The organism is Rhodoferax sp. XS2R6, assembly GCF_056521365.1.
Window position 1 is genome coordinate 69452 of record NZ_JBWMAY010000002.1, and the last position, 25972, is coordinate 95423.

Here is a 25972-nt window from a genome sequence, read left to right on the forward strand (position 1 = left end):
ACGCACTGTGCCGCAAACAGCATCCTTAGCGCCTGCGTTGATCCAGGCGCGCGACCTGACCAAGGCCTACACCATGGGCGACCAGACGGTGCACGCGCTGCGGGGTGTGTCGCTGGACATTGCCGAGGGCGAAATGGTGGCCATCATGGGCGCCTCGGGTTCGGGCAAGTCCACGCTGATGAACATTCTGGGCTGTCTGGACCAGCCCAGCGCCGGCAGCTACCGGCTGGCCGGTGAGCCGGTGCAAGACATGGCGCCCGACGCACTGGCCAGCATCCGCAACCGGCGCATCGGGTTTGTGTTCCAGCAGTTCAACCTGCTGCCGCGCACCAGCGCGCTGGAAAACGTGGAGCTGCCCATGGTGTACGCCGGCGTGCCCGCCGCCCAACGCCACCAGCGTGCACGCGCCGCGCTGGAGCGTGTGGGCCTGGGCCAGCGCACCCACCACACACCGGCCGAGCTGTCGGGCGGGCAGCAGCAGCGTGTGGCGATTGCGCGGGCACTGGTCAACCACCCGCAACTCATCCTGGCCGACGAGCCCACAGGTGCACTCGACTCGCAGACCAGCGAAGACATCATGCAGCTGCTGACCGAGTTGAACCGCCAGGGCATGACCGTGGTGCTGGTCACGCACGAGGCCGACATAGCCGCCTGGGCGCGGCGCACCTTGGTGTTCAAGGACGGGCACATCGTGGAGGACACGCTGCGATGAACACACTTGCCGCACTGCGCAGTGCGCTCAGATCGCTGGCGGCCAATACGCTGCGCAGCATCCTCACCATGCTGGGCATCATCATTGGCGTGGCCGCTGTCATCACCATGGTGGCGGTGGGGCAAGGTGCCACCAACCGCGTGCAGGAGCAAATGAAAGGCCTGGGCTCCAACATCATGCTGGTGCTGCCCGGCGGTGTGTCGCAGGCCGGTGTGCGCCTGGGCGCGCAAACGCGCCAGCGCCTGACCGAAGAAGACGCCACCGCCATCGCGCTGGAGATCCCCGAGGTGCAGGTGGCCGCGCCCACGTCCCGCACCAGCGGGCAGCTGGTGTTTGGCAATACCAACTGGGGCAGCAGCATCATTGGCGTGAACAACGACTACCTGGAGGCGCGCGACTGGCCGCTGGCCAGCGGGCGGGTGTTTGATGCGGCAGAACTCTCCGGTTCGGCCAAGGTGGCCTGGATTGGCAGCACCGTGGCGCGCGAGTTGTTTGGTGAGCAGGACCCGGTGGACCAGGTGATCCGCGTGCGCAACATCCCCATCACGGTGATTGGTGTGCTGGCGCCCAAGGGGCAAAACTCCATGGGCCAGGACCAGGACGACGTGGTCATGATCCCGTTGGGCACGCTGCGTAACCGCATCTGGGGCGGTGATGCCACCAGCCGCTTGAAACGTGTGGGCGCCATCAGCGTGAAGGTACGCGACGGCCAGGACATGAAGGCGGTGGAGGCGAGCATCAAAGACCTGCTGCGCCAGCGTTTCAAGGTGCAGGAAAGCGGCGGTGATCCTTTTGTGGTGCGCAACCTCACAGAAATTTTGCAGGCGCAGGAAGAGTCCAGCCATGTGATGACACTGTTGCTGGCCGCGGTGGCGGGCATCAGCCTGGTGATTGGCGGCATCGGCATCATGAACATCATGCTGGTGAGCGTGACCGAACGCACGCGCGAGATTGGTCTGCGCATGGCCGTGGGCGCACGCGGGCGCGACATCCTGGCGCAGTTCTTGATTGAAGCGGTGACGCTCAGTGTGCTGGGCGGTGCTGTGGGCGTGGTGCTGGGCGCGCTGGCCACCTGGGGCGTGGGCCACTTTGCGGGGTGGCAGGTGTCGCTGAGTGCCGGGGCGGTGTTGCTGGCGGTGGGCTTTTCGGGCGTGGTGGGTGTGTTTTTTGGCTACTACCCAGCGCGGCGCGCTTCCAAACTGTTACCTATTCAGGCATTGCGCTATGAATAAGTGAGCTGCTCGCGCAGATAATATGCGCCTTCTGGCTATTATTCGCTTATAAAAAGGGAGTGTGTTTTGGACATTACATTGCTGATCAAAGCGGCCATCATGGGCGTGGTCGAGGGGTTGACGGAGTTTCTGCCCATTTCCAGCACCGGCCATTTGATTCTGGCGGGCGCGCTGCTGGACTTTCTGGACCACGACAAACGCCAGGTGTTTGAAATCGCCATCCAGACCGGTGCCATCTTTGCCGTCATCCTGGTCTACTGGCAAAAGATCCGCGACACGCTGGTGGCCTTGCCGACCGAGAAGCAGGCGCAGCGCTTTGCCTTGAATGTGGCCATTGGTTTTCTGCCCGCGGTGGTGCTGGGCCTCCTGTTTGGCAAGTTCATCAAGGCGCACCTGTTTACCCCCACCATCGTCGCCACCACCTTCATCGTGGGCGGTTTCATCATCCTCTGGGCCGAGCGCCGCCAGGCCAACAACCCCAAGACCGTGCGCGTGGCCGAGGTGGACGACATGACGCCGCTGGATGCGCTGAAGGTGGGCCTAGTGCAGTGCCTGGCCATGGTGCCCGGCACCAGCCGCAGCGGCGCCACCATCATCGGCGGCATGCTGCTGGGCCTGTCGCGCAAAGCCGCCACCGACTTTTCATTCTTCCTCGCCATCCCCACCTTGATTGGAGCGGGGGTGTACAGCCTGTACAAGGAGCGTGCGCTGCTGTCGGTGGCCGATGTGCCGCTGTTTGGTGTGGGGCTGGTGTTTTCTTTTATCAGCGCTTGGTTGTGTGTGCGCTGGTTATTGCGCTTTATTTCTACGCACAGTTTTGTGGGGTTTGCTTACTACCGCATCGTGTTTGGGGTTGTGGTGTTGGTTACTGCCTGGACTGGGGTGGTTACCTGGGCGGCCTGACTTTGGGTTTGTCTTTGTAGCGCTTGGACAGCCGATTTGGTGACTTCACCACGACCAGGGCCTTACCGGCGTGGCAACGCTAACGTCAACCGGTGTTCGGAACTACTGCGCGTGAGCTCTCAAAGATAAATGGCAGGGGCAGTCAGGCCAACGCAGCCTTGATCATCATCCTGTAAGGACGGGAGCGATCCTGGAGCTGATTGACAGTGGCCACGATGATCCGACCGCGCGAGGGACAGGCAAAAGCGAGCGTGCCGGTAATGCCTGAATGGCCGATAAACTCCAGATCCCCGCGGAAGGGTGGCAGCCATCGTGGGATGGCAAAGCGCAACACACCGGTGCCAGCCTGAAGCGGGAAAAAAATCCTCCTCCAGGGAGCCAACTCTTGGAGCATCGCGCTCGGGAACAGTGCACCGCTGAAAAATGCCGAGGTGAAGTGCGCTAGATCTGCGAGGCAGGACACCGCCCCGCCGTCGCCGGGCATCGAGGCTAATGCGAGAGGAATTTGCACCACCTTTGCGCCGTACCGAAGCGGAAGCGTCGCCATTCCTGGCTTGTAGAAGGCTGTGCAATTCAAGTCCAGCGGGTGAGCGATACGGGTGGCGAGCGCCGTGTCGATGTCCTGCCCCCCTGATCGCGCGATGATTTCAGTCAATAAATAGAAGTTTGTGTCCGAGTAGAGGGCTTTCATTCCTGTACCCGGGGGAAAAGACGGGCGCATTTCGTTACGTGCCCACGCCAGCACTTCGGTCAGACCATAGGGCTGGTCTTGGCCCAGAAAGAGGCTGGCGCTCAGCGACGAACCGTCGCGGCGCTTCCCCTCGAAATAGTCGGGCAAACCAGAAGAGTGTGTGAGCAAATGGCGCAGTGTGATGCCTGCCGTGTAGTCTTTGCCATTCCAGACATGTAAGCCATCGAGCTCGGCCGGTGCGAAGAATCGCCCAAGTGGGTCGTCCAGGGCAAGGTGTCTTTGGCCAACGAGCTGCAGGATCATGGCGGTGATCAGCAGCTTTGAGGTCGATGCGATCAGAAAGGGAGTATGCGGCCCAACTGGCTGTCCTTGCCAGTTGCCCCTGCAGGCATGAGTCCAGGTGTCGACCTCCATAACGCCAAGGGCGACCTCGTGAGCGTCGCCTCGGCCGTGCTCAGCTGCGACTATGCGGTCGAGTTCTGATTGCAATCTCACGCGACTTGCCCGAGCCAGGGTCATGACTTGCCCTGTCTTTGTTCATGGAACGTAATCGCATGATTAGCCGCTTGAATGAGTTGCTCTCGGTTGATGCCAAGCACCCCCAGTGTACGAGCGGCAATTGAGTATTCCTCTTCGGCGGCGGCAAGAAGTACGTCTGCACTCAGCAATGAACGGCTGCTGCGGGCTTCAGTTGTGGAAGAGAGACGCTGCACCATCGATTGCCCGGACGGAGCCGCACGATAGAGCTTTGAAGTATTGGGGACAGGCGGGCTGCTCTGGAGTGCCACGTCTGCATCCGTTACTGCCTCGAGGCCCGCGTGGCGAAGTGCATTTGCGAACTGGGCGCTTATGGCCTCCTCAAATGCTTCGGGTGTTGCACCAAGGCTGGCGAGTGCTGTCCGCGCTGTCCCGTCCGTCAAGGCGAGCGAGGCCAGTACAAAATGCTCGGACCCCGGCACCACTTGGCCAAGGGAATGTGCAATTCGCTCCGCATCCTTGCAAAGCTGGGAGAGGGTGCCGATGTCCTTGAACTTATTCTTCAGAGTGAACATTTAGTCTTCCTTTGGAGGTGAGTCAATCTTTCAAGTGAGAGAGTCTTCGATGGGCGGCCTGCTTCGACACACCCAAGGCTTCGGCGATCTGAGACCATGACCAGCCGCACTGCAGTGCTAAGGTGACAACACGCGATTCGTATTGATCTGCTACTTGTCGGAGTGCAACCACTGCCGCCAGGGCCAAAGGAATGTCACTCGGGTCAGGGAGATGTCGCGTGAGGTTCATTCGTCAACTATAGTTGACGATGAGCAGCTCGTCAATACTTGTTGACGGGCAAGGCCGCAACGTGTGCCTCTAGTTGTTGCCCACATGCTGCTGGCAGTGCTTGTGGATACGGGATAGTTGTGTCAATTCCGCAGTAGTCGAAGAATGCACACACAGTACATTTTCCGGCTTATCGACCATTGACGTCGCGCTGCTCACCCAGAAAAAACTACGCCCGGTACCCCGCAAAACACTTCTCAGCTTCATCGGCCGGAACAGGCTTGCTAAACAGATAGCCCTGAAACTCCTCGCAGTGCAGCCCGCGCAGAAACTCCAGCTGCTCGGCCGTCTCCACGCCCTCCGCCACCACCGTCATGCCAAAGCTGTGCGCCATGGCCACGATGGCCTTGGTGATGGCGGCATCGCCCGCGTCCTGCGTGATGTTGCGGGTGAAGGCCTGGTCTATCTTCAGGGCGTCCAGCGGGTACTGCTTGAGGTAGGCCAGGCTGGAGTAGCCGGTGCCGAAGTCGTCCATCGCCAGCTTCACGCCCAGCGCTTTGCAGGCATGCAGCGTGGCCAGCGTGGAGGCCACGCTTTGCAGGGCCATGCTCTCGGTCACCTCCAGCTCCAGCATGTGGGCGGGCAAGCCGGTGCTCTGCAGCACCTGGGCCACCAGGGCCGGCAGTTCCTTGCCAGCAAACTGGCGCACCGACAAATTCACTGCCATGCGAAAGTTGCTGTGGCCCTGGGCCAGCCACTGCGCGGCCTGGGCGGCGGCCGTGTGCATGACCCACTGGCCCAGCTGCACGATGACGCCGCTTTGCTCGGCAATCGGGATGAATTCGGACGGAGGAATCCAGCCCAGTGTGGCGTGGTGCCAGCGCAGCAGGGCCTCAAAACCCACCACGGCGCCGCTCTGGATGTTGACTTGCGGTTGGTAATAAACCTGCAGGTCGCCCTGGGCCATAGCGCGATGCAGCTCGTTGTGGATTTGCAGGGAGCGCGCTACCTGGCGGTTCATGGCGGCGTCGAAATACACATAGGTGCCAGGGCCCGCGGGCTTGGCGTGGTGCAGGGCCGATTCGGCGTTGAGCAACAGTGCATGCGCGCTATCGGCCTGCACCGGGTAAAGGCTGGCACCGGCGCTGGCCGTAAGGAAGAGCGTGTGGCCGCTCACCTGGTAGGGTTGGGCCAAGCGGCGCAGCAGTTCGGCGGCACGCTCGCCCAGGGTGTCCTCATGGGCCAGGCCGGCCATACACACCGCAAACTGGTCGCCCCCGATGCGGCCCACCACGTCGTGGGCGCTGGGGTGTTCCCATTGGGCGGAGTAGAGGTTCAGGCGTTTGCCCACCTCACGCAGCACCAGGTCGCCGACGCCGGTGCCCAGCGATTCGTTGATCTTGGCAAAACCGTCCAGGCCCAGGCACAGCAGGGCTACGCCAGCGTGGTGTTGCAGCGCCGATTCCAGTTGCTGCTCAAACAGGTCGCGCCCCGGCAGGGCCGTGAGCGTGTCGATCTGCATGGCGTAGCGGGTTTCGTTTTGCAGGCGCTGGGCCGCTTGCTCGAGGCTGCTGCTGCGCTGCAGGCGGGCCTGCACGGCTTCCAGCAGTTCGTCGCGCCGGCAGGGTTTGGTCAGGTAGTCGTCGGCGCCTAGGTTCATGCCGGCGCGTACATCGGCGCGGTCGGCCTTGGCCGTCAGCATGATGATGGGCACGGTGGCGGTGCGGGCGTCTTCGCGCAGCGCACGCACCAGGCCATAGCCATCCAGCGTGGGCATCATCACATCGGTCAGCACCAGGTCGGGGCGCAGGGCTTGCGCCTGGGCATAGGCGTCAGCACCATCACAGGCGGCCATCACCTCGTAGCCCTCCAGCTCCAGCATCCACTGCAGGTTCTCGCGCAGTGAGGGCTCGTCTTCGGCAATCAGGATGCGCATGGCCTCAGTCCTCGGGGGTGCAGGGGTGGGTGGGCAGGGTGACGGTGAAGGTGCTGCCCTGGCCCACCGTGCTGTCGACACGGATGTCGCCCAGGTGGCAGGTCACGGCTTCTTTGACTATCGACAGGCCCAGGCCGGTGCCGGCAATCGGCCCCACATTGCTGGCGCGGTGAAAGCTCACAAACAGTGCGGCCTGGTCGGCCTCGGGGATGCCAATGCCCTGGTCGGACACGGTGAACACCAGCGCATCACCCTGGTCGCGCACGGCAAAGTGCACATCGCCGCCCTGTGGCGAGTACTTGATGGCGTTGGACAGCAAGTTGCCCACGATGTTGCGGATCAGGGTGTCGTCCAGCCAGAATAGTTGCTCGGCCGGTGGCAGCTCCAGCTGCAGCCGCACGCCCACCAGTTGGCGCGCCATGGCACTGCGTAACTCGTCCACCAGGCCTTGGCAGAAGGTGGTGACGCTAAGCGTGCGCGGTTTGAATTCAAGCCGCCCTGCGTCGGTGCGGCCAATCACCAGCACGTTTTCCAGCATGTGGGTCATGCGCTCCACCGCGTCGTCAATCTTCTGCAGGGTGTGCAGCTTCTTGTCGGCGGGCATGCGGTCTTCGTAGTGCTGCAGCAGCTCCACCGAGCCGTGGATGGTGGCCAGCGGCGTGCGGAACTCGTGCGAGGCCATGGTGATGAAACGCGCCTTCATGTCGTTGAGCGCAATTTGCTGCTGCAGGGCGATCTGTTGGTTTTCTTCGGCTTGCATTCTGGCCGTGGCGTCGACGACGAACAGCAGCGTTGCGTCCCGCTGGCTCCACTGGATCAGAACGGCCGAGAGCTCCAGCGTGCGCACCTGCCCGGCTTCGGTGATGACGCGGAAGTTGTAGTTCACCTCCACCGCTTCCCCACGCAGGCGGCGTTGGTGGCGCTCCATCACCACGGGGACGTCCTCAGGGTGGATGGTGGCGGTAAAGGGATGCGCCAGCAGGTACTCCAGCGAATGCCCGACGATGCGCACCATGCTGGGGTTGGCAAACACCATGCGTCCGTCCTGCACCACCACCACACCCACGCCTACGTTCTCAATCACCGAGCGGTAGCGCGCCTCGGAGTTGCGTATTTCTTCCATGGCCTGCTGCCGCTCCAGTGCAGCGCCCACGTGGTTGGCCACAAAGCCCAGAATATCGGCATCGTTCTCGGTGTAGTGCACATGGGGCTCGTAGCCCTGCACCACCAGCACGCCGCGTACGCGCCCCTGCATTTGCATGGGCACGCCCAGCCAACTGCTGAAGGTCAGGTCACCCGAGGCCTGGGTGATTTCACCGCTGCTCTGCAGCTGCACAAAACGCGCAGCGTCAATCAGCTCCGGCTGTGCGGTGCGCAGCACAAACTCGGTCATACCGCGCTTGCGTGGCACGCCGTAGCGCTGCATGGTGTCGCCGTCTTTCTCGTCTTCGTAATAGGGGTAGTCCACCGTGTTTTTGGACGGATGGCTCAGGCAGACATAGAAGTTTTTGGCATACAGCAGCTCGCCCAGCAGCTGGTGCACGGTTTTCAGAAAGTCGTAAAGCGTGAGCCCTGCCGTGGCCCGTTCTGCAATGCGGTAGAACACGCTTTGCAGTGCTTCTGCTTTCTTCTGTTCCAGCGCTTCGGCCTGCAGCTCGCGCGTGCGGCGCTCTACCCACTGGCTGGCCAGGGTTTGCTGTTCATCCAAGGCCGCTTGCAGCTGTCGATTTTTGGCCTGCAAGGCCTGAACCTGCTCTTGCAGTCGGTCCAGTGGTGCTTGCGGGCTGTTGGACATCTGGCGTCAGCGCACCATATTGCGCAAGGCGGCTTCAATCGCCGCGGCGGTGGCCAGCGGTTTTTCCATGGGGAAGAGGTGGCTGCCGTCCAGCATCATGATGCGGCCCTTGGTCACCTTCTCGGTCATGGCCATGCCGACCTGTTTCATCTCGGCCGACTGGTCGCCACCGATGAAGGTCACCGGGCACTTCACCGGGTGGCGCGCCAGCAGGCGGTCCAGGTTGTCGGGCAGGGTGTTGTAGAAGGCGGTTTCCACTGCACGGTCAAAGGCCAGGCTGCGCTTGCCGTCGGCGTCTTCGGCAAAGGCGTCCACATAGTCGATCAGCACCTGGGCATCCCACTGGGCAAAGACCTTTTTGTGGCGAAAGTGCTCAAACGCGGCCTGCACGCTGGGCCAGCTGTGGCGGCGCTGGCGGCTCACCGCGCCGGGCGAGATGGAGCCCACCAGCTGCGTGGTTTTGGCCAGGCCCAGCGCCTTGGAGCGCCAGCCACCCAGGATGGGCGAGTCGATCAGCACCACGCCCTTGGCCAGCTCGGGGTGGCGGGCTGCCGCCATCAGGCTGAGGAAGCCGCCCAGCGAGTGGCCCACCAGCCACACGGGTTCTCCCACCTTGTCCACCACGCGTGTGGCGTAGTCCACCAGTTGCTGCACCACATGGGGCCAGTTGTCGGTCACCGGGAAGCGCGGGTCGTGGCCATATTTGTCGATGGCCTTCACGGCGTAGCCGCGGGCCCGCAGGCTCTTGAACAGCACCTTGTAGGTGCTGGCGGGAAAGCTATTGGCGTGGGAAAAAACGATGGTGGACATCAAGAACCGATTTAGATCAGTTTTTCATCAGGGGTGGTGATCTTTTTCAGCGGCAAGCTACGGGTGCTGGGCACCAGCAGGGGCACCGAGGTCTGGCCGCCGTTCCACATCGGGTCTTCAATGCTGTCAAACACTTCGCGCAGCTTCTGGCCCCAGCTGTTGTGCAGCATGGCGAAGTAGGGGTTGTTCTCGTCAATGCAGACCACCTTGTCGGTGGCAAAGCTGTTGGCCTCGTACACCACCATGTCCAGCGGCAGGCCCACCGACAGGTTGGATTTGAGCGTGGAGTCCATGGACACCAGCGCGCACTTGGCGGCCTCGTCCAGTGGGGTATGAGGGGTGATCACACGGTCCAGCACGGGTTTGCCGTATTTGGATTCGCCCACCTGGAAGTAAGGCGTCTCGGGTGTGGCTTCGATGAAGTTGCCGGCCGAGTAGACCTGGAACAGGCGCATGCCTTCGCCCTGGATCTGGCCACCAAAAATCAGCGACACGTTGAAGTCCACGCCCGCGTTTTTAAGGGCGGCGCCATCACGCTCCTGCACCTTGCGGATGGCGGAGCCGAGCACACGTGCGGCGTCGAACATGCTCTTGGCATTCCAGATGGTGATGCCTTCGTCGTCCTCGTGGTCCTTGAGTTTTTCGATCTGCAAAATCTCGCGCACCGACTGCGAAATGCTGAGGTTGCCCGCCGAGAGCAAGACCATGAAGCGGTCGTTGGGCTTCTCGTACACGATCATCTTGCGGAAGGTGCTGATCTGGTCGAGTCCTGCGTTCGTGCGCGAGTCGGAGAGGAACACCAGTCCGGCGTTGAGTTTGATGGCGACGCAGTAGGTCATGGTCTGGTTCGGTGGGGCAAAGCTGAGAGTGTATCGGGGGTGGGGCTAGCCTTGGGCCGCCAGCGCCTTCAACTGGTACAGCGCCTCCATGGCCTCCCGCGGGCTCAATGCATCAGGATTAATGCCTGCAAGCGCCGTCTCTACTGCGCTGCTAGCTTCTATTTCGATAGCAGGCGGTGCCGCAAACAGGTCCACCTGGGCCTGCGATGCCGTGGCCTGGGTCTCCAGTGCCTCCAGCGTGTGGCGGGCCTGGTTCACCACCGCAGCGGGCATGCCGGCCAGGCGGGCCACCTGAATCCCGTAGCTGCGGCTGGCCGGGCCGGGTTCGATGGCGTGCAAGAACACGATGTCGCGCCCTGCCTCGGCCGCGCTCACGTGCACGTTCATGGCGGCATGGTGGGTGGCCGGGAACTCGGTCAGCTCAAAGTAATGCGTAGCAAACAGCGTGAAGGCCTGGGTTTTGTCATGCAGCTGGGTGGCAATGGCACTGGCCAGGGCCAGACCGTCAAAGGTGCTGGTGCCGCGGCCAATTTCGTCCATCAGCACCAGGCTGTGCGGCGTGGCGCTGTGCAGAATCTGCGCGGCCTCGGTCATCTCCAGCATGAATGTGGACTGGGCGTTGGCAAGGTCATCCGCCGCACCAATGCGGGTGTGGATGGCATCGATGGGCCCCAGGCGGCAAGCCTTGGCGGGTACATAACTCCCCATGCTGGCCAGCAGCACGATGATGGCGACCTGGCGCATATAGGTGGACTTACCGCCCATGTTGGGGCCGGTGATGATCTGCATGCGCTGGCGGGCGCCGAGGCGGGAGTCGTTGGCAATGAAGTTACCGCTGGAGAGTTCTGCCAGCCGCGCCTGCACCACCGGGTGGCGGCCGGCTTCGATGTCGATGCAGGGCTCGGCCACAAACTGCGGTGGGTTCCAGTCCAGCGTCAGCGCGCGTTCGGTCAGTGCGCACAGCGCGTCCAGCGCGGCCAATGCACGGGCCACGCGTGTCAGCTGTGGAATGTGGGCCTGCAACTGGTCCAGCACCTGCTCGAACAAATACTTCTCACGCGCCAGCGCGCGCTCCTGCGCGCTCAGGGCCTTGTCTTCAAAGGCCTTGAGTTCGGGCGTGATGAAGCGCTCGGCGTTCTTCAGAGTCTGGCGGCGGCGGTAGTCGTCGGGCACCTTGTCCACCTGGCCGGTGGTGACCTCGATGTAGAAGCCGTGCACCTTGTTGAACTGCACGCGCAAATTGGCAATGCCGGTACGGGCCTTTTCGCGCACTTCCAGGTCCAGCAAAAACGCATCACAGTTGGTCTGGATGGCGCGCAGCTCGTCCAGGTCGGCGTCAAAGCCGCCGGCAATCACACCACCGTCGCGCACCAGCGCCGCGGGCTCGGGGTCAATCGCGCGGGCCAGCAGGGCGGTGGCATCGCCCGGCGGCAGCAAATGCTCTGAAATATGAGCCAAATAGCCCTCTAGCCCCCGTAGATGTTGCGCGAGCAGCTCTGTTTTTTGTAGCGTCACCACCAGTGCCACGAGTTCGCGTGGGCGCACCTGGCGCAGCGCGGTGCGGGCGGTGATGCGCTCCACATCGGCACAGCCCTTGAGCTGCCCGCGCAGTGTTTGCCATAGGTTGTTGCGTAAAACTCCAATCGCCTGCAGCCGGTGCTGGGCCTCCGTGCGGTCGCGCTGGGGTTCCAGCAGCCAGCTTTTGAGCATGCGGCTGCCCATGCCGGTCATGCAGGTGTCCAGCAGGCTGAAGAGCGTGGGGCTGTCCTCGCCGCGCAGGGTCTGCACCAGTTCCAGGTTGCGGCGGGTGGTGGTGGGCAGGTCGATGAGCGCGTCGTTGCGCTGCACCTGCACGCTGTGGATGTGGGTCAGCGCTCGGCCTTGCGTGTGCTCGGCATAGCCCAGCAGCGCGGCGCTGGCGGCATGGGCCAGGGGCAGGTCTTGCGCGTTCCAGCTACTGAGGCTGGCGGCTTGCAGCGCGTCCAGCAGCTTGCGCTGGCCCAGTGCGCTGTCAAACTGCCACTCGGGCCGGGCCGTCAGGTACAGCGCGTGGCTGGTGGATCGCAGGCGCTTGAGTTTGTCTTCAAAACTGGTGGTGCAGCCCGCGCTGTAGGTCAGCTCGCTGGGCGCCACGCGGGTGATCCAGCCGTTCACTTCATCGGGCGCACATTCAGCCAAAAACACCACACCCTGGGTGACCGACAACCAAGCCAGGCCGCAGCGGTTGCGCGGGCCCTGGTGCACGGCCATCAAAATGGATTCGGATTTTTCGTTCAGCAGCTCCGCATCGGTCAGCGTGCCGGGGGTGACGACGCGCACCACCTTGCGTTCCACCGGGCCCTTGTTCACGCCCACTTCACCGGTCTGCTCGCAGATGGCCACGGACTCGCCATGGCGGATCAATTTGGCCAGGTAGCCCTCCATCGCGTGAAAGGGCACGCCGGCCATCACCACGGGCTGGCCGGCGGACTGGCCGCGCTGCGTCAGTGTGATGTCCAGCAGCCGCGCAGCCTTCTCGGCATCGGCATAAAACATCTCGTAAAAATCCCCCATGCGGTAGAACAGCAGGGTGCCGGGGTACTGGGCTTTGAGGCCCAGGTACTGGATCATCATGGGGGTGTGGGGAGGGGCCGGTTCGCTCATCCCAAGAAGTCTATCAACTTCACTGGTCCGGCCGGGTCCACTAGGGGTTGCCCAGCGTGGCGGGCACCGCTTTGAGGCTCTATGATGGAAACACCCTTCACTCTGGCTAGCCCCTTTGCCCGTGTTGCCTTCACCCGAACAGCCCCAGTCGGCCTTGCCCGGCGCGCAGCCCGCGGTGCCTGGGGCGGCTTGGGGCGTGACCGATGGGGTGTTCAAAACCATTTTTGACCGCAGCCCGGAAGCGATTGCCCTGATACGGGAGCGCGACGATGTGCTGGTGGAGGTCAACACCGAGTGGCTGCACCTGACTGGTTATTCCCGTGCTGAGGCACTGGGCCGGACGGCGGTGGACATGGGCCACTGGCTGGACCCGCAAGCGCGCAAGCGCGTGTTTGCTCCCTTGCACGAGGGCGGGCGTGTGGTGGATACCGATGTCACCCTGGTCATGAAAGACCGTAACCCCCGTGTGGTGCGCATGAACGCGGCGCTGGTGCACGAGCAGGGCGAGGCCTACATCCTGTTGTACCTGCGCGATGTCACTGCCGAGCGCCTTGCCCATGAAGCCCTGCGCGCAGGGGAACAGGCGCTGGAGCAGGCCAATGACAAGCTCAACCGCCAGGTCAAGCTCTACGAGCTGACCGAGTCCTTGGCCAAGGTAGGCCACTGGGTGGCCTACCCCGACTCACCGGACTTGCAGATATCGCGCGGAGCTGCCCACATTGGCGGCATGGATACCCAGACCCTGTTGCAACGCGGGCAGCTTATCCAGAGCCTGCAAGCCGAGGACCGGGCCCAGGTGGAACAGGCGCTGCAACGCATGGATGGTGAGGTGGTGGAGTACCGCTGGCGCCGGTCCGATGGGCAGCTGATCTGGGTGCGTGCGCGTTTTTACCGCCAAATGAAGGACGGTGTGATCCAGGCCGAGATGGGGGTGATCCAGGAGTTCACCGACGAGCATCGGGTGCGACAGAACCTGGAGAACCAGCTGGCCTTCATCCACAAGATCACCAGCCGTGCGCCGGGGTTGGTCTACGAGTACCAGATGTGGCCTGACGGGAAGTATGTGTTTCCCTTTGTCAGTGCGGGTGTGCAGCAGATTTATGGCGTGACGCCCGAGCAGGCCTATGCCGATCCGGTGTCCGTGTTCCAGTGCATCCACCCTGAAGACATGCGCCTGGTCATCAAGAGCACCTGGGCAGCCATGGGCGCGGTGCAGCCCTGGCGCTGCGAATTCCGCGTGGGCAAGCCCGGCGAGGCGGATCGCTGGATGCTGGGCAACTCCTTGCCTGAGTTTCAGCCTGATGGGTCGGTGTTGTTCTGTGGTTCCATCACCGACATCACGGCCCAGAAAGAGGCGCTGGCCCGCTTGCAGGTCAGTGAGGAGCGTTTCCGCAGCCTGTCGGCCCTGTCCTCCGACTGGTATTGGGAGCAGGATGCGGACTTTCGCTTTGTCCGTATTGACGGCAATGGCTTGAGTAGCGCCAAGCTGGCCTCGGACGCGGCCATCGGCAAGACGCGCTGGGAGTCCGGCGCCCTGGGCGTGAGCCCGATGCAATGGGCGGCGCACAAGGCGCAGTTGCAGGCGCACGAGACCTTCCATGACTTCGAGATGCAGCGCATCCTGAAAGACGGCACTTACATGTGGGCGGCCATCAGTGGTGCGCCCATCTTTGATGCTGAGGGTGTGTTCTGCGGCTACCGGGGTACCGGGCGTGACATTTCTGCGCGCAAGCAGGCCGAGGCCGAAATCGAACGCCTGGCCTTCTTCGATGCGCTGACCAGCCTGCCCAACCGGCGCATGCTGATCGACCGGCTGGAGCATGCCGTGGCTGCCAGCGCACGCCATGGCCACCACGGTGCCCTGCTGTTCATTGACCTGGACAATTTCAAAATCCTCAACGACACCTTGGGCCACCACATGGGGGACCTGCTGCTCAAGCAGGTGGCCGCGCGCTTGCAGGAATGTGTGCGGGATGTGGACACCGTCGCCCGCTTGGGCGGGGACGAGTTTGTGGTCATGCTCGAAGAGCTGGGTGCGGTGGACACCGAGGCGGCCAGCCAGGCCGAGATGGTGTCCAAAAAAATCCTGCAAGCCCTGAACCAGCAGTTCGCGCTGGGCAGCCACCAGTTGCACAGCTCGCCCAGCATTGGCGTCACGCTGTTTTACCAGCACACCCACACGGTGGACGAGCTGCTCAAACGTGCCGACCTGGCCATGTACCAGGCCAAGGCCGCGGGGCGCAACACCCTGCGCTTTTTTGACCCCGAGATGCAGGCTGCCGCCTCGGCCCGGGCCGCCATCGAGGCCGACCTCCGCCAAGGCCTGCTGCGCAACGAGTTCATGCTGTATTACCAGCCCGTGGTGGACGACCAGGGCCACACCACCGGGGTGGAGGCCCTGCTGCGCTGGAAGCACCCCGAGCGCGGGCTGGTGCCGCCGGGAGAGTTCATCCCCGTGGCGGAGCAGACCGGGCTGATCTTGCCGCTGGGCCAGTGGGTGCTGGAGGCGGCCTGTGCGCAGCTGGTGGCCTGGAGTGCCAAGCCCCACACCCAGCGCCTGACCATGGCCGTCAACGTGAGTGCACGCCAGTTCAAACACCCCGATTTTTCCAACCACATCTTGAGCCTGCTACGCCTTTCGGGGGCCAACCCCTACCGGCTCAAGCTGGAGCTGACCGAGAGCCTGCTGCTGTCCGACTTTGACGAGGTGATCGTCAAGATGAGCGAGCTGCGCTCCATTGGTGTGGGTTTCTCGCTAGACGACTTTGGCACCGGCTACTCGTCGCTGGCCTACCTCAAGCGCCTGCCGCTGGACCAGCTCAAGATTGACCAGTCGTTTGTGCGCGATGTGTTGACCGACCCCAACGACGCGGCCATTGCGCGCACCATCCTCAACCTGGCGCGCAGCCTGGACTTGGGCGTGGTGGCCGAGGGCGTGGAAACTGCAGGCCAGCGGGACTTTTTGCTGCGCAACGGCTGCAAGGCCTTTCAGGGATATTTCTTTGGTCGGCCGGTGCCGGTGGAACAGCTGGAGCTGCCCGCGCCATGAGTGCAGGGTTTGACTGGGCGCAGCGCACGGCTGCCGAGTGTGCACAGGAGATTGCACGGCTGGAGGACGCCCTGGCCTCTGCGGAATCGGGGGCGCGCCGACAGTACGACATGCTGGACGCGCTGTTTGTGCGCAGCCCGGCCGCGATTTCATTGACACGCATGAGCGATGGCTGTTTTGTGGATGTGAACGCGCATTGGGAGCAGGTCACCGGTTACCGCTGGGCAGATGCCGTGGGGAAAACGGCACTGGAGCTGGGCTTCTGGCCCAACGCTGCGGCGCGCGACGCGGCCTTTGCCCGCGCCGCGGAGCTGCGGGGCAAGCACCAGGTGGAGGTCCCCTTCACCACCCCGGACGGGCGCCAGGTCCTATTCCAGATGGAGGGCACCCGCCTGAGCCTGGCGGGGGAGTTGCATGTGGTGGTCTACCTGCACGACATCACGCTGCAGCGCCAGGCCCAGGAGGCGGTGCAGGTGAGTGAGCGGGCCCTGCAGCAGGCCAATCAGGAGTTGCGCGGACAGCTGGAGTTGTTTGAACTGACGGAGCGCCTGGCCCGGGTCGGCCACTGGACGGTGCCACAGGGCGCGAGCCGGCCGGTCTGGTCCAAAGGGCTGTATGCGCTGGCAGATCTGCCATGGCAGCCGGGCATGACCTTTGAGTCGGCGCGCCAGCACATCCACCCGGACGACCGGCCGGCTTTTTTGCAAGCGCGCGAGCGCATGGACGGCAGCGAGCTGGAGTACCGCTGGCTCAACCGGATTGGTGTGGTGCAGTGGTTGCGCACCCGCATGCGCCGCCAGCACCACGATGACGGATCTTTTGTCGACTTTGGGGTGGTGCAGGATTTTTCGGAAGAGGCACGTGCCAAGGAGGCCCTGCAGGAGCGACTGGAGATGATCCAGCGCCTGACCAGCCGCCTGCCCGAGATGGTGTTCCAGTTTGTACGCCACAGCCCCACACATGGCGAGTTCACGTTTGTGAGCGATGCCTGTGAGGCGTTGTTTGGTGTCACGGCCCAGGAAGCCCGGTCCGACCCCCGCAGGGTGTTTCGCTGCGTGTACCCGGACGATCTGCCCGCCATGGTGGCCTCTATGAACGACACGGCCGAACACGGCGCTACTTGGGCCCACGAGTTTCGCGTGCACCGCCCTGACGGCACGGTGCGCTCGCTGTTCGGCAAGGCCATCACCATCTGGGAGCCTTCGGGTCACCACATTGCCTACGGCTCGGTGACCGACATCACGGCCATCAAGGCCTCCCAGGCCACGCTGATGGAAAGCGAGTCCCGCTTTCGCGCACTGACCGAGCTGTCCTCCGATTGGTACTGGGAGCAGGATGCGCAATTTCGTTTCGTACGTTTTGATGGCAATTTGGCGGGTAAGTCACAGCTGTACCGCATGGGCAAGACCCGGTGGGAGCTGGGGGCGCTGAACTTTAACGAGGCCGACTGGGAGGCGCACCGGCAGATCTTGCAGGACCGCCAGGTGTTTCGCGAACTGGAGTTGTGCGATCTGGATTCGCAGGGCAAACCCTACTGGGTGTCTGTCAGCGGGGCACCGTTTGTGGATGTCCAAGGCCAGTTTAGGGGCTACCGCGGTGTGGGCCGCGACATCACCGCACGCAAGCTGGCGGAAGAAAAGATCGAACGCCTGGCCTTCTACGATGTGTTGACCGGCCTTCCCAACCGCCGCTTGCTGATCGATCGCCTGCAACAGGCTCTGGCGCTGGCTGCCCGCGATGGTTTGCATGGCGCCCTGCTGTTCATTGACCTGGACAACTTCAAGGACCTCAATGACACACGGGGCCACGATGTGGGGGATTTGCTGCTGCAGCAGGTGGCACAGCGCCTGCTGGCCTGCGTGCGCGGGACTGACACCGTGGCGCGTTTGGGGGGGGATGAGTTTGTGGTGATGCTGCACAGCCTGGACGCCGACCCGGCCCAGGCCAGCGCCCATGTGGAGCTGGTGGGCAAAAAAGTGATTAGCAGCCTGAACCAGTCCTATGTGCTGGGTGCGGCAGAGCACCACAGCACGCCCAGCATCGGCATCACCCTGTTTGCGCAGCAGCATCAGACGGTGGACGAGCTGCTCAAGCAGGCCGATCTGGCACTGTACGAGGCCAAGGCCGCGGGGCGCAACACCATGCGCTTTTTTGACCCGGCCATGCAGGCGCTGGTGGCCCAGCGCACCGCGCTGGAGCTGGACCTGCGCCATGGCTTGCAGCGCCAGGAGCTGGTGGTGTACTACCAACCCGTGGTGGACGCTGCGCGCCGCATGGTAGGTGCCGAGGCACTGGTGCGCTGGCAACACCCGCAGCGCGGGTTGGTGTCCCCCATGGAGTTCATTCCGGTGGCGGAGCAGACCGGGCTCATCATTCCGCTGGGCGCCTGGGTGTTAGAGATGGCATGCCGGCAGTTGGCCCTGTGGGCACAGCAGGTGGAGACCGAGGCGCTCACGGTGGCAGTGAATGTGAGCGCACGCCAGTTCCGTCACCCCGATTTTGCCCAGCAGGTGCTGGACCTGGTGCACAAAACCGGCGCCAACCCGCAACGCCTGAAGCTGGAGCTGACCGAGAGCCTGCTGCTCAGCGATACGCAGGATGCGATCCTGAAAATGACTGCCCTGCAGGCTGCCGGAGTGGGTTTTGCGCTGGACGACTTTGGCACCGGTTATTCGTCCTTGTCGTACCTCAAGCTGCTGCCACTGCAGCAACTCAAGATCGACCAGTCCTTTGTGCGCGACGTGTTGACCGACCCCAACGACGCGGCCATTGCCCGCACCGTGCTGGCGCTGGGCAAGAGCCTGGGGTTCAGTGTGGTGGCGGAAGGGGTGGAAACCGAAGGGCAGCGCGATTTCCTGTTGGACAATGGCTGCACCCTGTTTCAGGGCTATTTGTTTGGCCGCCCGGTGCCGGTTGCGCAGTTGCTGCTGTCACCCGAGGCGGCGGAAGCCGCATTGCCGCCCCTGTGGGAGATCTGATTACAGCAACGCGTCGCCTACGGAGCCGTTGTCATCGGCCGCAGTAGCCGCCTCGGTCTGGGCCGCCGCTGCTTGGCGCAAGGCTGCTTTTTCACCGGCGGGGGCGAACTTGCTGTACTTGCCCAGGATGCTGACCATCTGGCCATAGATGCGGGGGCTGCCGGCCAGGATTTCATTCTGTTCCAAAAACTCGGCCTCACCCGTGAAGTTGCCCACCAGGCCGCCGGCCTCGGTCACCAGCAGGGAGCCCGCTGCCACGTCCCAGGGCTGCAGGCCCAGCTCAAAGAAGCCTTCGGTGTAACCCGCGGCCACATAGGCCAAGTCCAGTGCGGCGGAGCCTGGGCGGCGCAGGCCGGCGGTGCGCTGCATCACGTCACCCATCATCTGCAGGTATTGGTTGAAGTTGTCACCGGGGCGGAACGGAAAACCGGTGGAAATCAGCGCCTCGTTGAGCTGGGTGCGCTTGGACACACGCAGGCGGCGGTCGTTGAGGTAAGCACCACGGCCCTTGGTGGCGGTGAACAGGTCGTTGCGACTGGGGTCGTACACCACGGCTTGCTCGATCTTGCCTTTGACGGCCAGCGCGATGCTCACGCAGTACACGGGCAGGCCGTGGATGAAGTTGGTGGTGCCGTCCAGCGGATCGATGATCCAGACGAATTCGGAGTCTTTGGCGCCGTGTTCCTTGCCGGATTCTTCGGCCCAGATGCCGTGGCCGGGGTAGGCCGTCAGCAGGGTTTCAATGATCGCTTGTTCTGCCGCATGGTCCACTTCGGTAACGAAGTCGTTGGCCTTTTTTTGCGAAACGCGTACGGATTCGATGTCCAGCGCCGCGCGGTTGATGATATTTCCGGCAGTGCGGGCGGCCTTGATGGCCACATTGACCATGGGGTGCAGATTGAGCGTCATAGATTGTTGGGGGAAGAACTGGGAGGACCGGCTGGCGATGCAGGCGGCGACAATAGGCGTATTTTAACGGCAGGGCCTTGGTTGCGCACCCTAGCGGGCGTTTATCACCCGTAACCTGCCTCTTTTGCCCCCATTTTCTGCATGCAAACCCGCTTCATCCTGATCAACACCAGCCACGCCGGCAATGTGGGAGCCGCCGCCCGCGCCATGAAAACCATGGGTTTTGACGACCTGGTGCTGGTGGCGCCACGCTGGGCCAACGTGCTGCGCCGCGAGGAAACCATCCAGCGCGCCAGCGGGGCACTGGATGTGTTGGCCAAGTGCCGCATCGTGGACACGCTGGACGAGGCATTGGACGGCATCAGCCACCTGTGCGCCACGGCGATGACACCGCGCGACTTCGGCCCGCCCACCACCACGCCGCGTGAGCACTTTGCCGCGCTATCAAAAGGTGAGCTGCTTGCGCAGTACCCACCTGGGCTAGAGGGCGATTTGGCATCAAAATCCACCCAATCCGGCGTAGGCTTCCTGTTTGGCTCCGAGCGTTTTGGCATGCGGAATGAAGACGTGTACCGCTGCCATGTCTGCCTCTCCATCCCCAGCAACCCGCAGTTCGGTTCGCTGAACATCGGCGCGGCGCTACAGGTGATCGCCTACGAGTGGCGACTGGCCTTGGGGGGCTTCGGCGTGGACGTGGCCGCCGCACCGAGCGCGCTTGCCGACGCAGCGCAGGTCAGCGGCATGCTCACGCATTTGGAGCAGTCGCTGGTGGCGCTGGGCTTTCTGGACCCCGCCGCACCCAAAAAACTCATGCCGCGCCTGAATGCACTGTTCAACCGTGCCCAGGTCACGCAAGAGGAAATCCACATCCTGCGCGGCATTGCCAAGGCCATCCTCCAGCAAAGCGGGCAAGCACCTGCCAAGGGTGCGGGTTTGGTGGCGATAGACGGCAAAGCAGACTTGAACGGGTAGACTCTTTCGCATGTTTTCCCGCATCCGCTCCGACATCCAATGCATCCTCGACCGGGACCCGGCCGCCCGTACCACTTGGGAGGTCATCACCTGTTATCCGGGCCTGCATGCGGTGGTGGTGCACCGGGTGGCGCATTGGTGCTGGACGCACGGCCTCAAGTGGCTGGGGCGCTTTATCTCGCACCTGTCGCGTTTTTTTACCGGCATTGAAATCCACCCCGGCGCCAAGCTGGGCGAGCGCGTGTTCTTCGACCACGCCATGGGCACCGTGGTGGGCGAAACCGCCGAGATTGGCGACGGTTGCACGATCTACCAGGGCGTGACCCTGGGTGGCACCAGCCTGTACAAAGGCGCCAAACGCCACCCCACGCTGGGCAAGGATGTGGTGGTGAGTGCTGGCGCCAAGGTGCTGGGCGGTTTTGAGGTGGGTGATGGCGCCAAGATCGGCAGCAATGCCGTGGTTGTCAAGCCTGTGCCAGCGGGCGCCACGGCGGTGGGCATTCCGGCGCGCATTCTGCCCAGCAAAGCCGGGGTGAGTGCCGACGTGACCACGGCCGACCGCAAGTTCACCGCCTACGGCATCACCCAGGAAGACGACCCGGTGAGCCAGGCACTGCGTGGCTTAGTGGACAGTGCTTCCGGCCAGGACCACCAGATTGCGCTGCTGTGGAAGGCTATCGAGCAACTGTCCGCCCGCGGTGCAGAGGGTGACTGTGTGCCCAGCGATGCCTCGCGCAAAGAGTGTTTTGAGGCGGAGAAACTCAACCAGCTCATTGGAAAGTAAAAAAGGCCCCGAGGGGCCTTTTTTACGGCTGTGCGGTTTCAGCCGCGCTCGGGGCGCACCGCACTTTTGGGGCGGAAGCCCTTGCAGACCGCGTCCACGGTTTCCAGGTAGGGCCCGCCAATCAGGTCCACACAGTAGGGCACGGCGGCAAAGATGCCGGGCACGATCTGTTTGCCATCTGCGTCCTTCAGACCTTCCAGTGTTTCCGCAATCGCCTTGGGCTGGCCCGGCAGGTTGATGATCAGCGTCTGCTTGCGGATCACCGCCACCTGGCGCGACAGGATGGCCGTGGGCACAAAGTGCAGGCTGATGGCGCGCATCTGTTCGCCAAAACCTGGCATTTCCTTGTCGGCCACCGCCAGCGTGGCTTCGGGCGTCACATCGCGCAGGGCAGGGCCGGTGCCACCGGTGGTCAGCACCAGCGCGCAGCCGGCATCGGTCAGCGCGATCAGCGTGTCTTCAATGGTTGTTTGTTCGTCGGCAATCAGCCGGGCTTCGAACTGGATGGGGTTGTGCAGTGCACGCCCTAGCCAGTCCTGCAGGGCCGGCAGGCCCTTGTCTTCATAAACACCGCTGGAGGCGCGGTCGCTGATGGAGACGATGCCAATGCGCACCGGCTCAAATGATGCCCCCACGCTTGCCACTGCGTGTGCTGCGCTGCCCCCCGAGGGGGCCTTCGCGCCTTGGGACGGCCCGGCGGCACTCATCCCCGACCCACTCACGCCTCGTCCCCGTCGTAGTCCGCCCCATCGTCGGTGTCATCGGCTGCGGGGCCCTCCGCATGGGCCAGCAGCGCTTCGCGCACCAGCTGGAAAATATCGCGGTAGGCGCGGCCATGGCGCAAGGCCTCGCCGGGTTTCTCGGGCTTGGCGTCTTTGCGGGCCTGGCGTACCAGGGCGCGCAGGTTCTGGCTGTCGGTGGCGGGGCTCAGCGTGATCCACTGGCCCACGGCATCGTCGTCGGCAATCAGGCGGTCGCGCCATTGTTCGGCTTGGTGCAGCACCAAAGTCTCTTTGGCCGACGGCATGTGCTGTTCTTCCAGCGCGGCACGGATCTCGTCCCATTTGGACGGCTCCAGTTTGCGCATCAGCTTGCCGATGAACTGCATCTGGCGGCGTTTGCCTTCGAAGTTGGTGATGCGTTTGGCTTCCGCCACGCCTTCCACCAGTTTGTCGGGCAGTTCCAACTTGGTCATGAGTTCGGTGCGCAACGTCAACAGGTCTTCGCCCAGCTTTTGCAGCTCGGTGCTTTCCTTTTTGAGGTCGGTGCGGGTCGGCTCATCCGTGCCCTTGAGTTCGCGCTTGTACTCCAAGTCCAGTGCGCTGCCTTCGGCGACGAACTGGCCCTTGACGTAATAGCCTTTTTTTAGTTTGCGTGACATAGCCAAGTATCATAGCCGTCGCCATGAAGAAACCCACCTCCGCCTCTGGGCGCACCTCCCCATCTCCCTCTTTGAAGGCCAAACCGGCCGATAGCGGCTTTGCCTACACCCGTGACTTTTTCGAGTCGCGCGTGGACGCCGCACTGGCCCAGGCCAAAAAACTGGGTGCGACGGACGCGGGCGCCGAAGTGTCGGAAGGCTGTGGGCTGAGCGTGTCCGTGCGCAATGGCGAGCTGGAAAACGTGGAGCGCAACCGCGACAAATCGCTGGGCGTGACCGTGTATGTGGGCAACCGCCGCGGCAATGCCAGCACCTCCGACTTTTCGGACGCGGCGATTGAGCAAACCGTGCGCGCGGCCTACGACATTGCCCGTTTTACCGCAGAAGACCCGTTTGCCAGCCTGCCCGACGCCGATGACATCGTGCCCGTGGCCGAGCGTGGCCGTAGCCTCGATTTGTTCTTCCCCTGGGCCGTGACCAGCGAAGAAGCTGCCCAACTGGCCCTGGAATGTGAAGCCGCTGCCCTGGGCGTGAGCAAACGCATCACCAATAGCGAAGGTGCGGCCGTATCGGCCCAGCAATCGCATTTCTTCAGCGCCCACACGCGTGGTTTTCGCGGTGGTTACGCTTCCTCGCGCCACTCGTTGTCGGTGTCGCCGATTGCGGGCAAAGGCCGCGACATGCAGCGCGACGCCTGGTACAGCTCCATGCGTTCTGCTGACGAACTGGCTTCGCCCCAGGCCGTAGGGCGTTACGCCGCTGAGCGTGCGCTGAGCCGCCTCAAGGCCCGCAAAATTGCCACGGTGGAATGTCCCGTGTTGTTCGAATCGCCGCTGGCGGCCGGGCTGGTGGGGGCGTTTGTGCAGGCCGTGAGCGGCGGTGCGCTGTACCGCAAGAGCACGTTTTTGCTCGATTCACTGGGCAAACAGGTGCTGCCCAAACACATTGATATCCAGGAAGACCCGTTTGTGCTGCGCGGCAAGGGCAGCTCGCCGTTCGATGACGAAGGCGTGCGGGTGAAAGCCCGTAAGGTGGTGGATGCCGGCCGCGTGCAAGGTTACTTTTTGAGTAGTTATTCGGCCCGCAAACTGGGCATGCGCACCACCGGCAATTCGGGCGGTTCGCACAACCTGACCTTCACCTCGCGCCTGACCAAGGCCGGGGACGACCTGGACGCGATGTTGCAGAAACTGGGCACCGGCCTGCTGGTGACCGAACTGATGGGTCAGGGTGTGAACTACGTGACGGGTGACTACTCGCGTGGCGCAAGTGGCTTCTGGGTCGAGAAGGGCCGCATCGCTTTTCCGGTGCACGAAATCACCATCGCAGGCAATATGAAGGACATGCTCAAGGGCATCGAGGCGGTGGGAGCCGATACGTACAACTACGGTGCCAAAACCGTGGGTTCCGTGCTGATCAACCGCATGAAAGTGGCGGGAAGCTGAAGGAGCTTGTATGCGTACTTTTGTAAGCCTGATGTGCCTTGTCGTGTTGGCCGTCAGCGCCCGTGCGCAAACACCAGCGCCAGCCACTCCCGCACGTGTGCTTCATCCTTGGCAGGCACCGATGCCTGCTGGTACGGCAGAGGCCTATTTCACCAACCTGAAGTCGGGCGACCGCATTGAAACGCCTTTTTTGCTGAAATTCGGTTTGTCGGGCGGCTGGGGCCTGGCGCCCATTGCCAAACCCCTGGGCGGCAAAAGCGGCCATCACCACCTGCTGGTGAACCGGGATTTGCCGCTGGATTTCAAGGCAGCCTTGCCCTTCAACGAACAGTACATCCACTTTGGCAAAGGCCAGATGGAGGCTGTGCTGACACTGGCACCCGGCACCTACACGCTGCGTATGTTGCTGGCGGACGATAAACACCTGCCGCACTTTGTTTACAGCAAGCCGCTCAAGGTCACGGTGACGAAGAAAAATGCGACGGATCCCAAGGCACTTGTTGCCCAAGGTATTGCCATCCAAGTATCGGGCGCCGAAGTGAAAACGCCTTTTCGCGTCCAGTTCCATGCCTCGGGCCTGAATGTGGCCCATGCAGTGCAGCAGGAAAAAGACACGGGCCACTTCAAGCTCACGGTCGTCAGCAAGGCCGGTGCCGTGGCGGAAATGGATTTTGTGGAAGGCCAGACCGAGGCCTGGTTGGCCCCACCCGTGGGGGACTACACCCTCAAGCTGGAGTTTCTGGACAACCTGAACCCCAAACAGGTACTGGCCAGCGCCGCGCCCACGGCGGTGCGGGTCCAGCCCTAGTCGGGCAAATTAGCCAGCCAGCGCGGTCTTGACCGCGGCCGACACGGTGCCCATTTCGGCCTTGCCGGCCAGGCGGGTTTTCACCACGCCCATGACCTTGCCCATATCGCCGGGTCCGGTAGCGCCCAGCTCGGCCACGATGGCTTTCACTTCCGCCAGCACTTCGTCGGCAGACATGCGTTGGGGCAGGTAGGCCTGCAGCACCTTCATCTCAGATGCTTCCTTGTCGGCCAGCTCTTGGCGCTCGGCCTTGACAAAGGCTTCGATGCTGTCCTTGCGCTGCTTGATCAGCTTGTCCACGATGGCGACCACCATCGCATCGTCCAGCTCCACACGTTCGTCCACTTCTTTTTGCTTGCACGCAGCCAGCAGCAGGCGGATGGTGCCCAGGCGCTCGCTGTCCTTGGCGCGCATGGCGGTCTTCATGTCTTCGGTGATCTGGTCTTTGAGTGACATAACAGTGCTTCCTGAGAGGGGATGAGAGTGAGGCTACAGAATGAAAAAAGCCCGCCGGAGCGTCCCCAGGCGAGCTTTTTGTGGCCAGAAGCTGCGTACAGCTTCATGGGCCAGAAACTTAGAACAGTTTCTTGGGGAGCTGCATGCTGCGAATGCGCTTGTAGTTGCGCTTGACGGCGGCTGCCTTCTTGCGCTTGCGCTCAGCAGTGGGCTTTTCATAGAACTCGCGGGCGCGCAAGTCGGTCAGCAAACCCAATTTTTCGATAGTGCGCTTGAAGCGACGCAGGGCGACGTCAAAGGGCTCGTTTTCTTTTACACGGATCGTTGTCATTACGTAATGAATTCCAAAATGTGCTGTCGCCAGTCATG

The 25972-nt window shown here is 62.9% G+C and carries 22 protein-coding genes; 9 read left to right on the forward strand and 13 right to left on the reverse strand.

Annotated features, from left to right (window positions below; genetic code table 11):
• Positions 1-7: 7 nt before the first annotated feature.
• The 3 genes from AC097A_RS06890 to AC097A_RS06900 all read left to right on the forward strand — a co-directional run bounded on the left by AC097A_RS06890 (position 8) and on the right by AC097A_RS06900 (position 2847).
• A complete protein-coding gene (locus AC097A_RS06890) occupies positions 8-712 on the forward strand; it encodes an ABC transporter ATP-binding protein (RefSeq protein ID WP_370446740.1) in 705 nt (234 codons plus the stop codon).
• Positions 709-1944, forward strand: coding sequence for an ABC transporter permease (locus AC097A_RS06895; protein WP_479620270.1), 1236 nt, complete (start codon positions 709-711; stop codon positions 1942-1944). The genes AC097A_RS06890 and AC097A_RS06895 overlap by 4 nt, the downstream gene beginning before the upstream one ends.
• A gap of 66 nt (positions 1945-2010) precedes the next feature.
• Positions 2011-2847 (forward strand): undecaprenyl-diphosphate phosphatase, encoded by an 837-nt coding sequence (locus AC097A_RS06900; protein ID WP_105262359.1) that lies wholly within the window; start codon positions 2011-2013, stop codon positions 2845-2847.
• Positions 2848-2989: 142 nt separating this feature from the next.
• Here the strand turns inward: AC097A_RS06900 and AC097A_RS06905 are convergent, their stop codons facing one another.
• The 8 genes from AC097A_RS06905 to mutS all read right to left on the reverse strand — a co-directional run bounded on the left by AC097A_RS06905 (position 2990) and on the right by mutS (position 12821).
• A complete protein-coding gene (locus AC097A_RS06905; RefSeq protein ID WP_479620271.1) occupies positions 2990-4057 on the reverse strand; it encodes a serine hydrolase domain-containing protein in 1068 nt (355 codons plus the stop codon).
• Complete coding sequence (locus tag AC097A_RS06910; RefSeq protein ID WP_479620272.1) at positions 4054-4590, reverse strand: Clp protease N-terminal domain-containing protein; 537 nt, start codon at positions 4588-4590, stop codon at positions 4054-4056. Before AC097A_RS06910 ends, AC097A_RS06905 begins: the two co-directional genes overlap by 4 nt.
• A 22-nt stretch (positions 4591-4612) precedes the next feature.
• Positions 4613-4819 (reverse strand): helix-turn-helix domain-containing protein, encoded by a 207-nt coding sequence (locus tag AC097A_RS06915; RefSeq protein WP_479620273.1) that lies wholly within the window; start codon positions 4817-4819, stop codon positions 4613-4615.
• 208 nt (positions 4820-5027) lie between these two features.
• A complete protein-coding gene (locus AC097A_RS06920; RefSeq protein ID WP_479620274.1) occupies positions 5028-6734 on the reverse strand; it encodes a putative bifunctional diguanylate cyclase/phosphodiesterase in 1707 nt (568 codons plus the stop codon).
• 4 nt (positions 6735-6738) lie between these two features.
• Positions 6739-8529, reverse strand: coding sequence for a sensor histidine kinase (locus tag AC097A_RS06925; protein ID WP_479620275.1), 1791 nt, complete (start codon positions 8527-8529; stop codon positions 6739-6741).
• A 6-nt stretch (positions 8530-8535) separates the two neighbouring features.
• Positions 8536-9339 carry an alpha/beta hydrolase gene (locus tag AC097A_RS06930; RefSeq protein ID WP_479620276.1) on the reverse strand — a complete coding sequence of 268 codons (804 nt, stop codon included), beginning with the start codon at positions 9337-9339 and terminating at the stop codon, positions 8536-8538.
• An 11-nt stretch (positions 9340-9350) separates the two neighbouring features.
• Positions 9351-10178, reverse strand: coding sequence for a proteasome-type protease (locus AC097A_RS06935; RefSeq protein WP_479620277.1), 828 nt, complete (start codon positions 10176-10178; stop codon positions 9351-9353).
• A 45-nt stretch (positions 10179-10223) separates the two neighbouring features.
• On the reverse strand, positions 10224-12821 hold the full coding sequence (gene mutS / locus AC097A_RS06940; RefSeq protein WP_479620278.1) for a DNA mismatch repair protein MutS: 2598 nt from the start codon (positions 12819-12821) through the stop codon (positions 10224-10226).
• A gap of 121 nt (positions 12822-12942) precedes the next feature.
• Here mutS and AC097A_RS06945 point away from each other — a divergent pair, with 121 nt between their 5' ends.
• Both AC097A_RS06945 and AC097A_RS06950 read left to right on the forward strand, forming a co-directional pair.
• The gene (locus tag AC097A_RS06945) at positions 12943-15870 is read left to right on the forward strand and encodes a sensor domain-containing protein (RefSeq protein ID WP_479620279.1); all 2928 of its coding nucleotides are present in this window, start codon (positions 12943-12945) and stop codon (positions 15868-15870) included.
• Entirely contained in the window at positions 15867-18848 is a 2982-nt protein-coding gene (locus AC097A_RS06950) for an EAL domain-containing protein (RefSeq protein WP_479620280.1), read from the forward strand. The genes AC097A_RS06945 and AC097A_RS06950 overlap by 4 nt, the downstream gene beginning before the upstream one ends.
• On the opposite strand, the gene AC097A_RS06955 is transcribed toward AC097A_RS06950, so the two are convergent.
• The gene (locus AC097A_RS06955; RefSeq protein WP_479620281.1) at positions 18849-19757 is read right to left on the reverse strand and encodes an inositol monophosphatase family protein; all 909 of its coding nucleotides are present in this window, start codon (positions 19755-19757) and stop codon (positions 18849-18851) included.
• A 141-nt stretch (positions 19758-19898) separates the two neighbouring features.
• Between AC097A_RS06955 and AC097A_RS06960 the strand changes: the two genes are divergently transcribed.
• Positions 19899-20729: an RNA methyltransferase gene (locus tag AC097A_RS06960; RefSeq protein ID WP_479620282.1), complete on the forward strand. Its 831-nt coding sequence runs from the start codon at positions 19899-19901 to the stop codon at positions 20727-20729.
• A 10-nt stretch (positions 20730-20739) separates the two neighbouring features.
• Positions 20740-21513, forward strand: a complete 774-nt coding sequence (gene cysE / locus AC097A_RS06965) for a serine O-acetyltransferase (protein ID WP_315495604.1) — start codon at positions 20740-20742, stop codon at positions 21511-21513.
• A 38-nt stretch (positions 21514-21551) separates the two neighbouring features.
• Here the strand turns inward: cysE and mog are convergent, their stop codons facing one another.
• The gene (gene mog / locus AC097A_RS06970) at positions 21552-22148 is read right to left on the reverse strand and encodes a molybdopterin adenylyltransferase (protein WP_315848536.1); all 597 of its coding nucleotides are present in this window, start codon (positions 22146-22148) and stop codon (positions 21552-21554) included.
• Positions 22149-22231: 83 nt separating this feature from the next.
• Positions 22232-22894, reverse strand: a complete 663-nt coding sequence (yjgA, locus tag AC097A_RS06975) for a ribosome biogenesis factor YjgA (RefSeq protein ID WP_315848537.1) — start codon at positions 22892-22894, stop codon at positions 22232-22234.
• 23 nt (positions 22895-22917) lie between these two features.
• Between yjgA and pmbA the strand changes: the two genes are divergently transcribed.
• Positions 22918-24339 carry a metalloprotease PmbA gene (pmbA, locus tag AC097A_RS06980; protein ID WP_479620283.1) on the forward strand — a complete coding sequence of 474 codons (1422 nt, stop codon included), beginning with the start codon at positions 22918-22920 and terminating at the stop codon, positions 24337-24339.
• Between the two features lie 10 nt (positions 24340-24349).
• Positions 24350-25147 (forward strand): DUF4399 domain-containing protein, encoded by a 798-nt coding sequence (locus tag AC097A_RS06985; RefSeq protein WP_479620284.1) that lies wholly within the window; start codon positions 24350-24352, stop codon positions 25145-25147.
• A gap of 9 nt (positions 25148-25156) precedes the next feature.
• Here AC097A_RS06985 and AC097A_RS06990 read toward each other — a convergent pair whose 3' ends face one another.
• Positions 25157-25603, reverse strand: coding sequence for a GatB/YqeY domain-containing protein (locus AC097A_RS06990; RefSeq protein WP_105262374.1), 447 nt, complete (start codon positions 25601-25603; stop codon positions 25157-25159).
• Positions 25604-25721: 118 nt separating this feature from the next.
• Positions 25722-25934 (reverse strand): 30S ribosomal protein S21, encoded by a 213-nt coding sequence (gene rpsU, locus AC097A_RS06995; protein WP_105262375.1) that lies wholly within the window; start codon positions 25932-25934, stop codon positions 25722-25724.
• Positions 25935-25972: the final 38 nt, after the last annotated feature.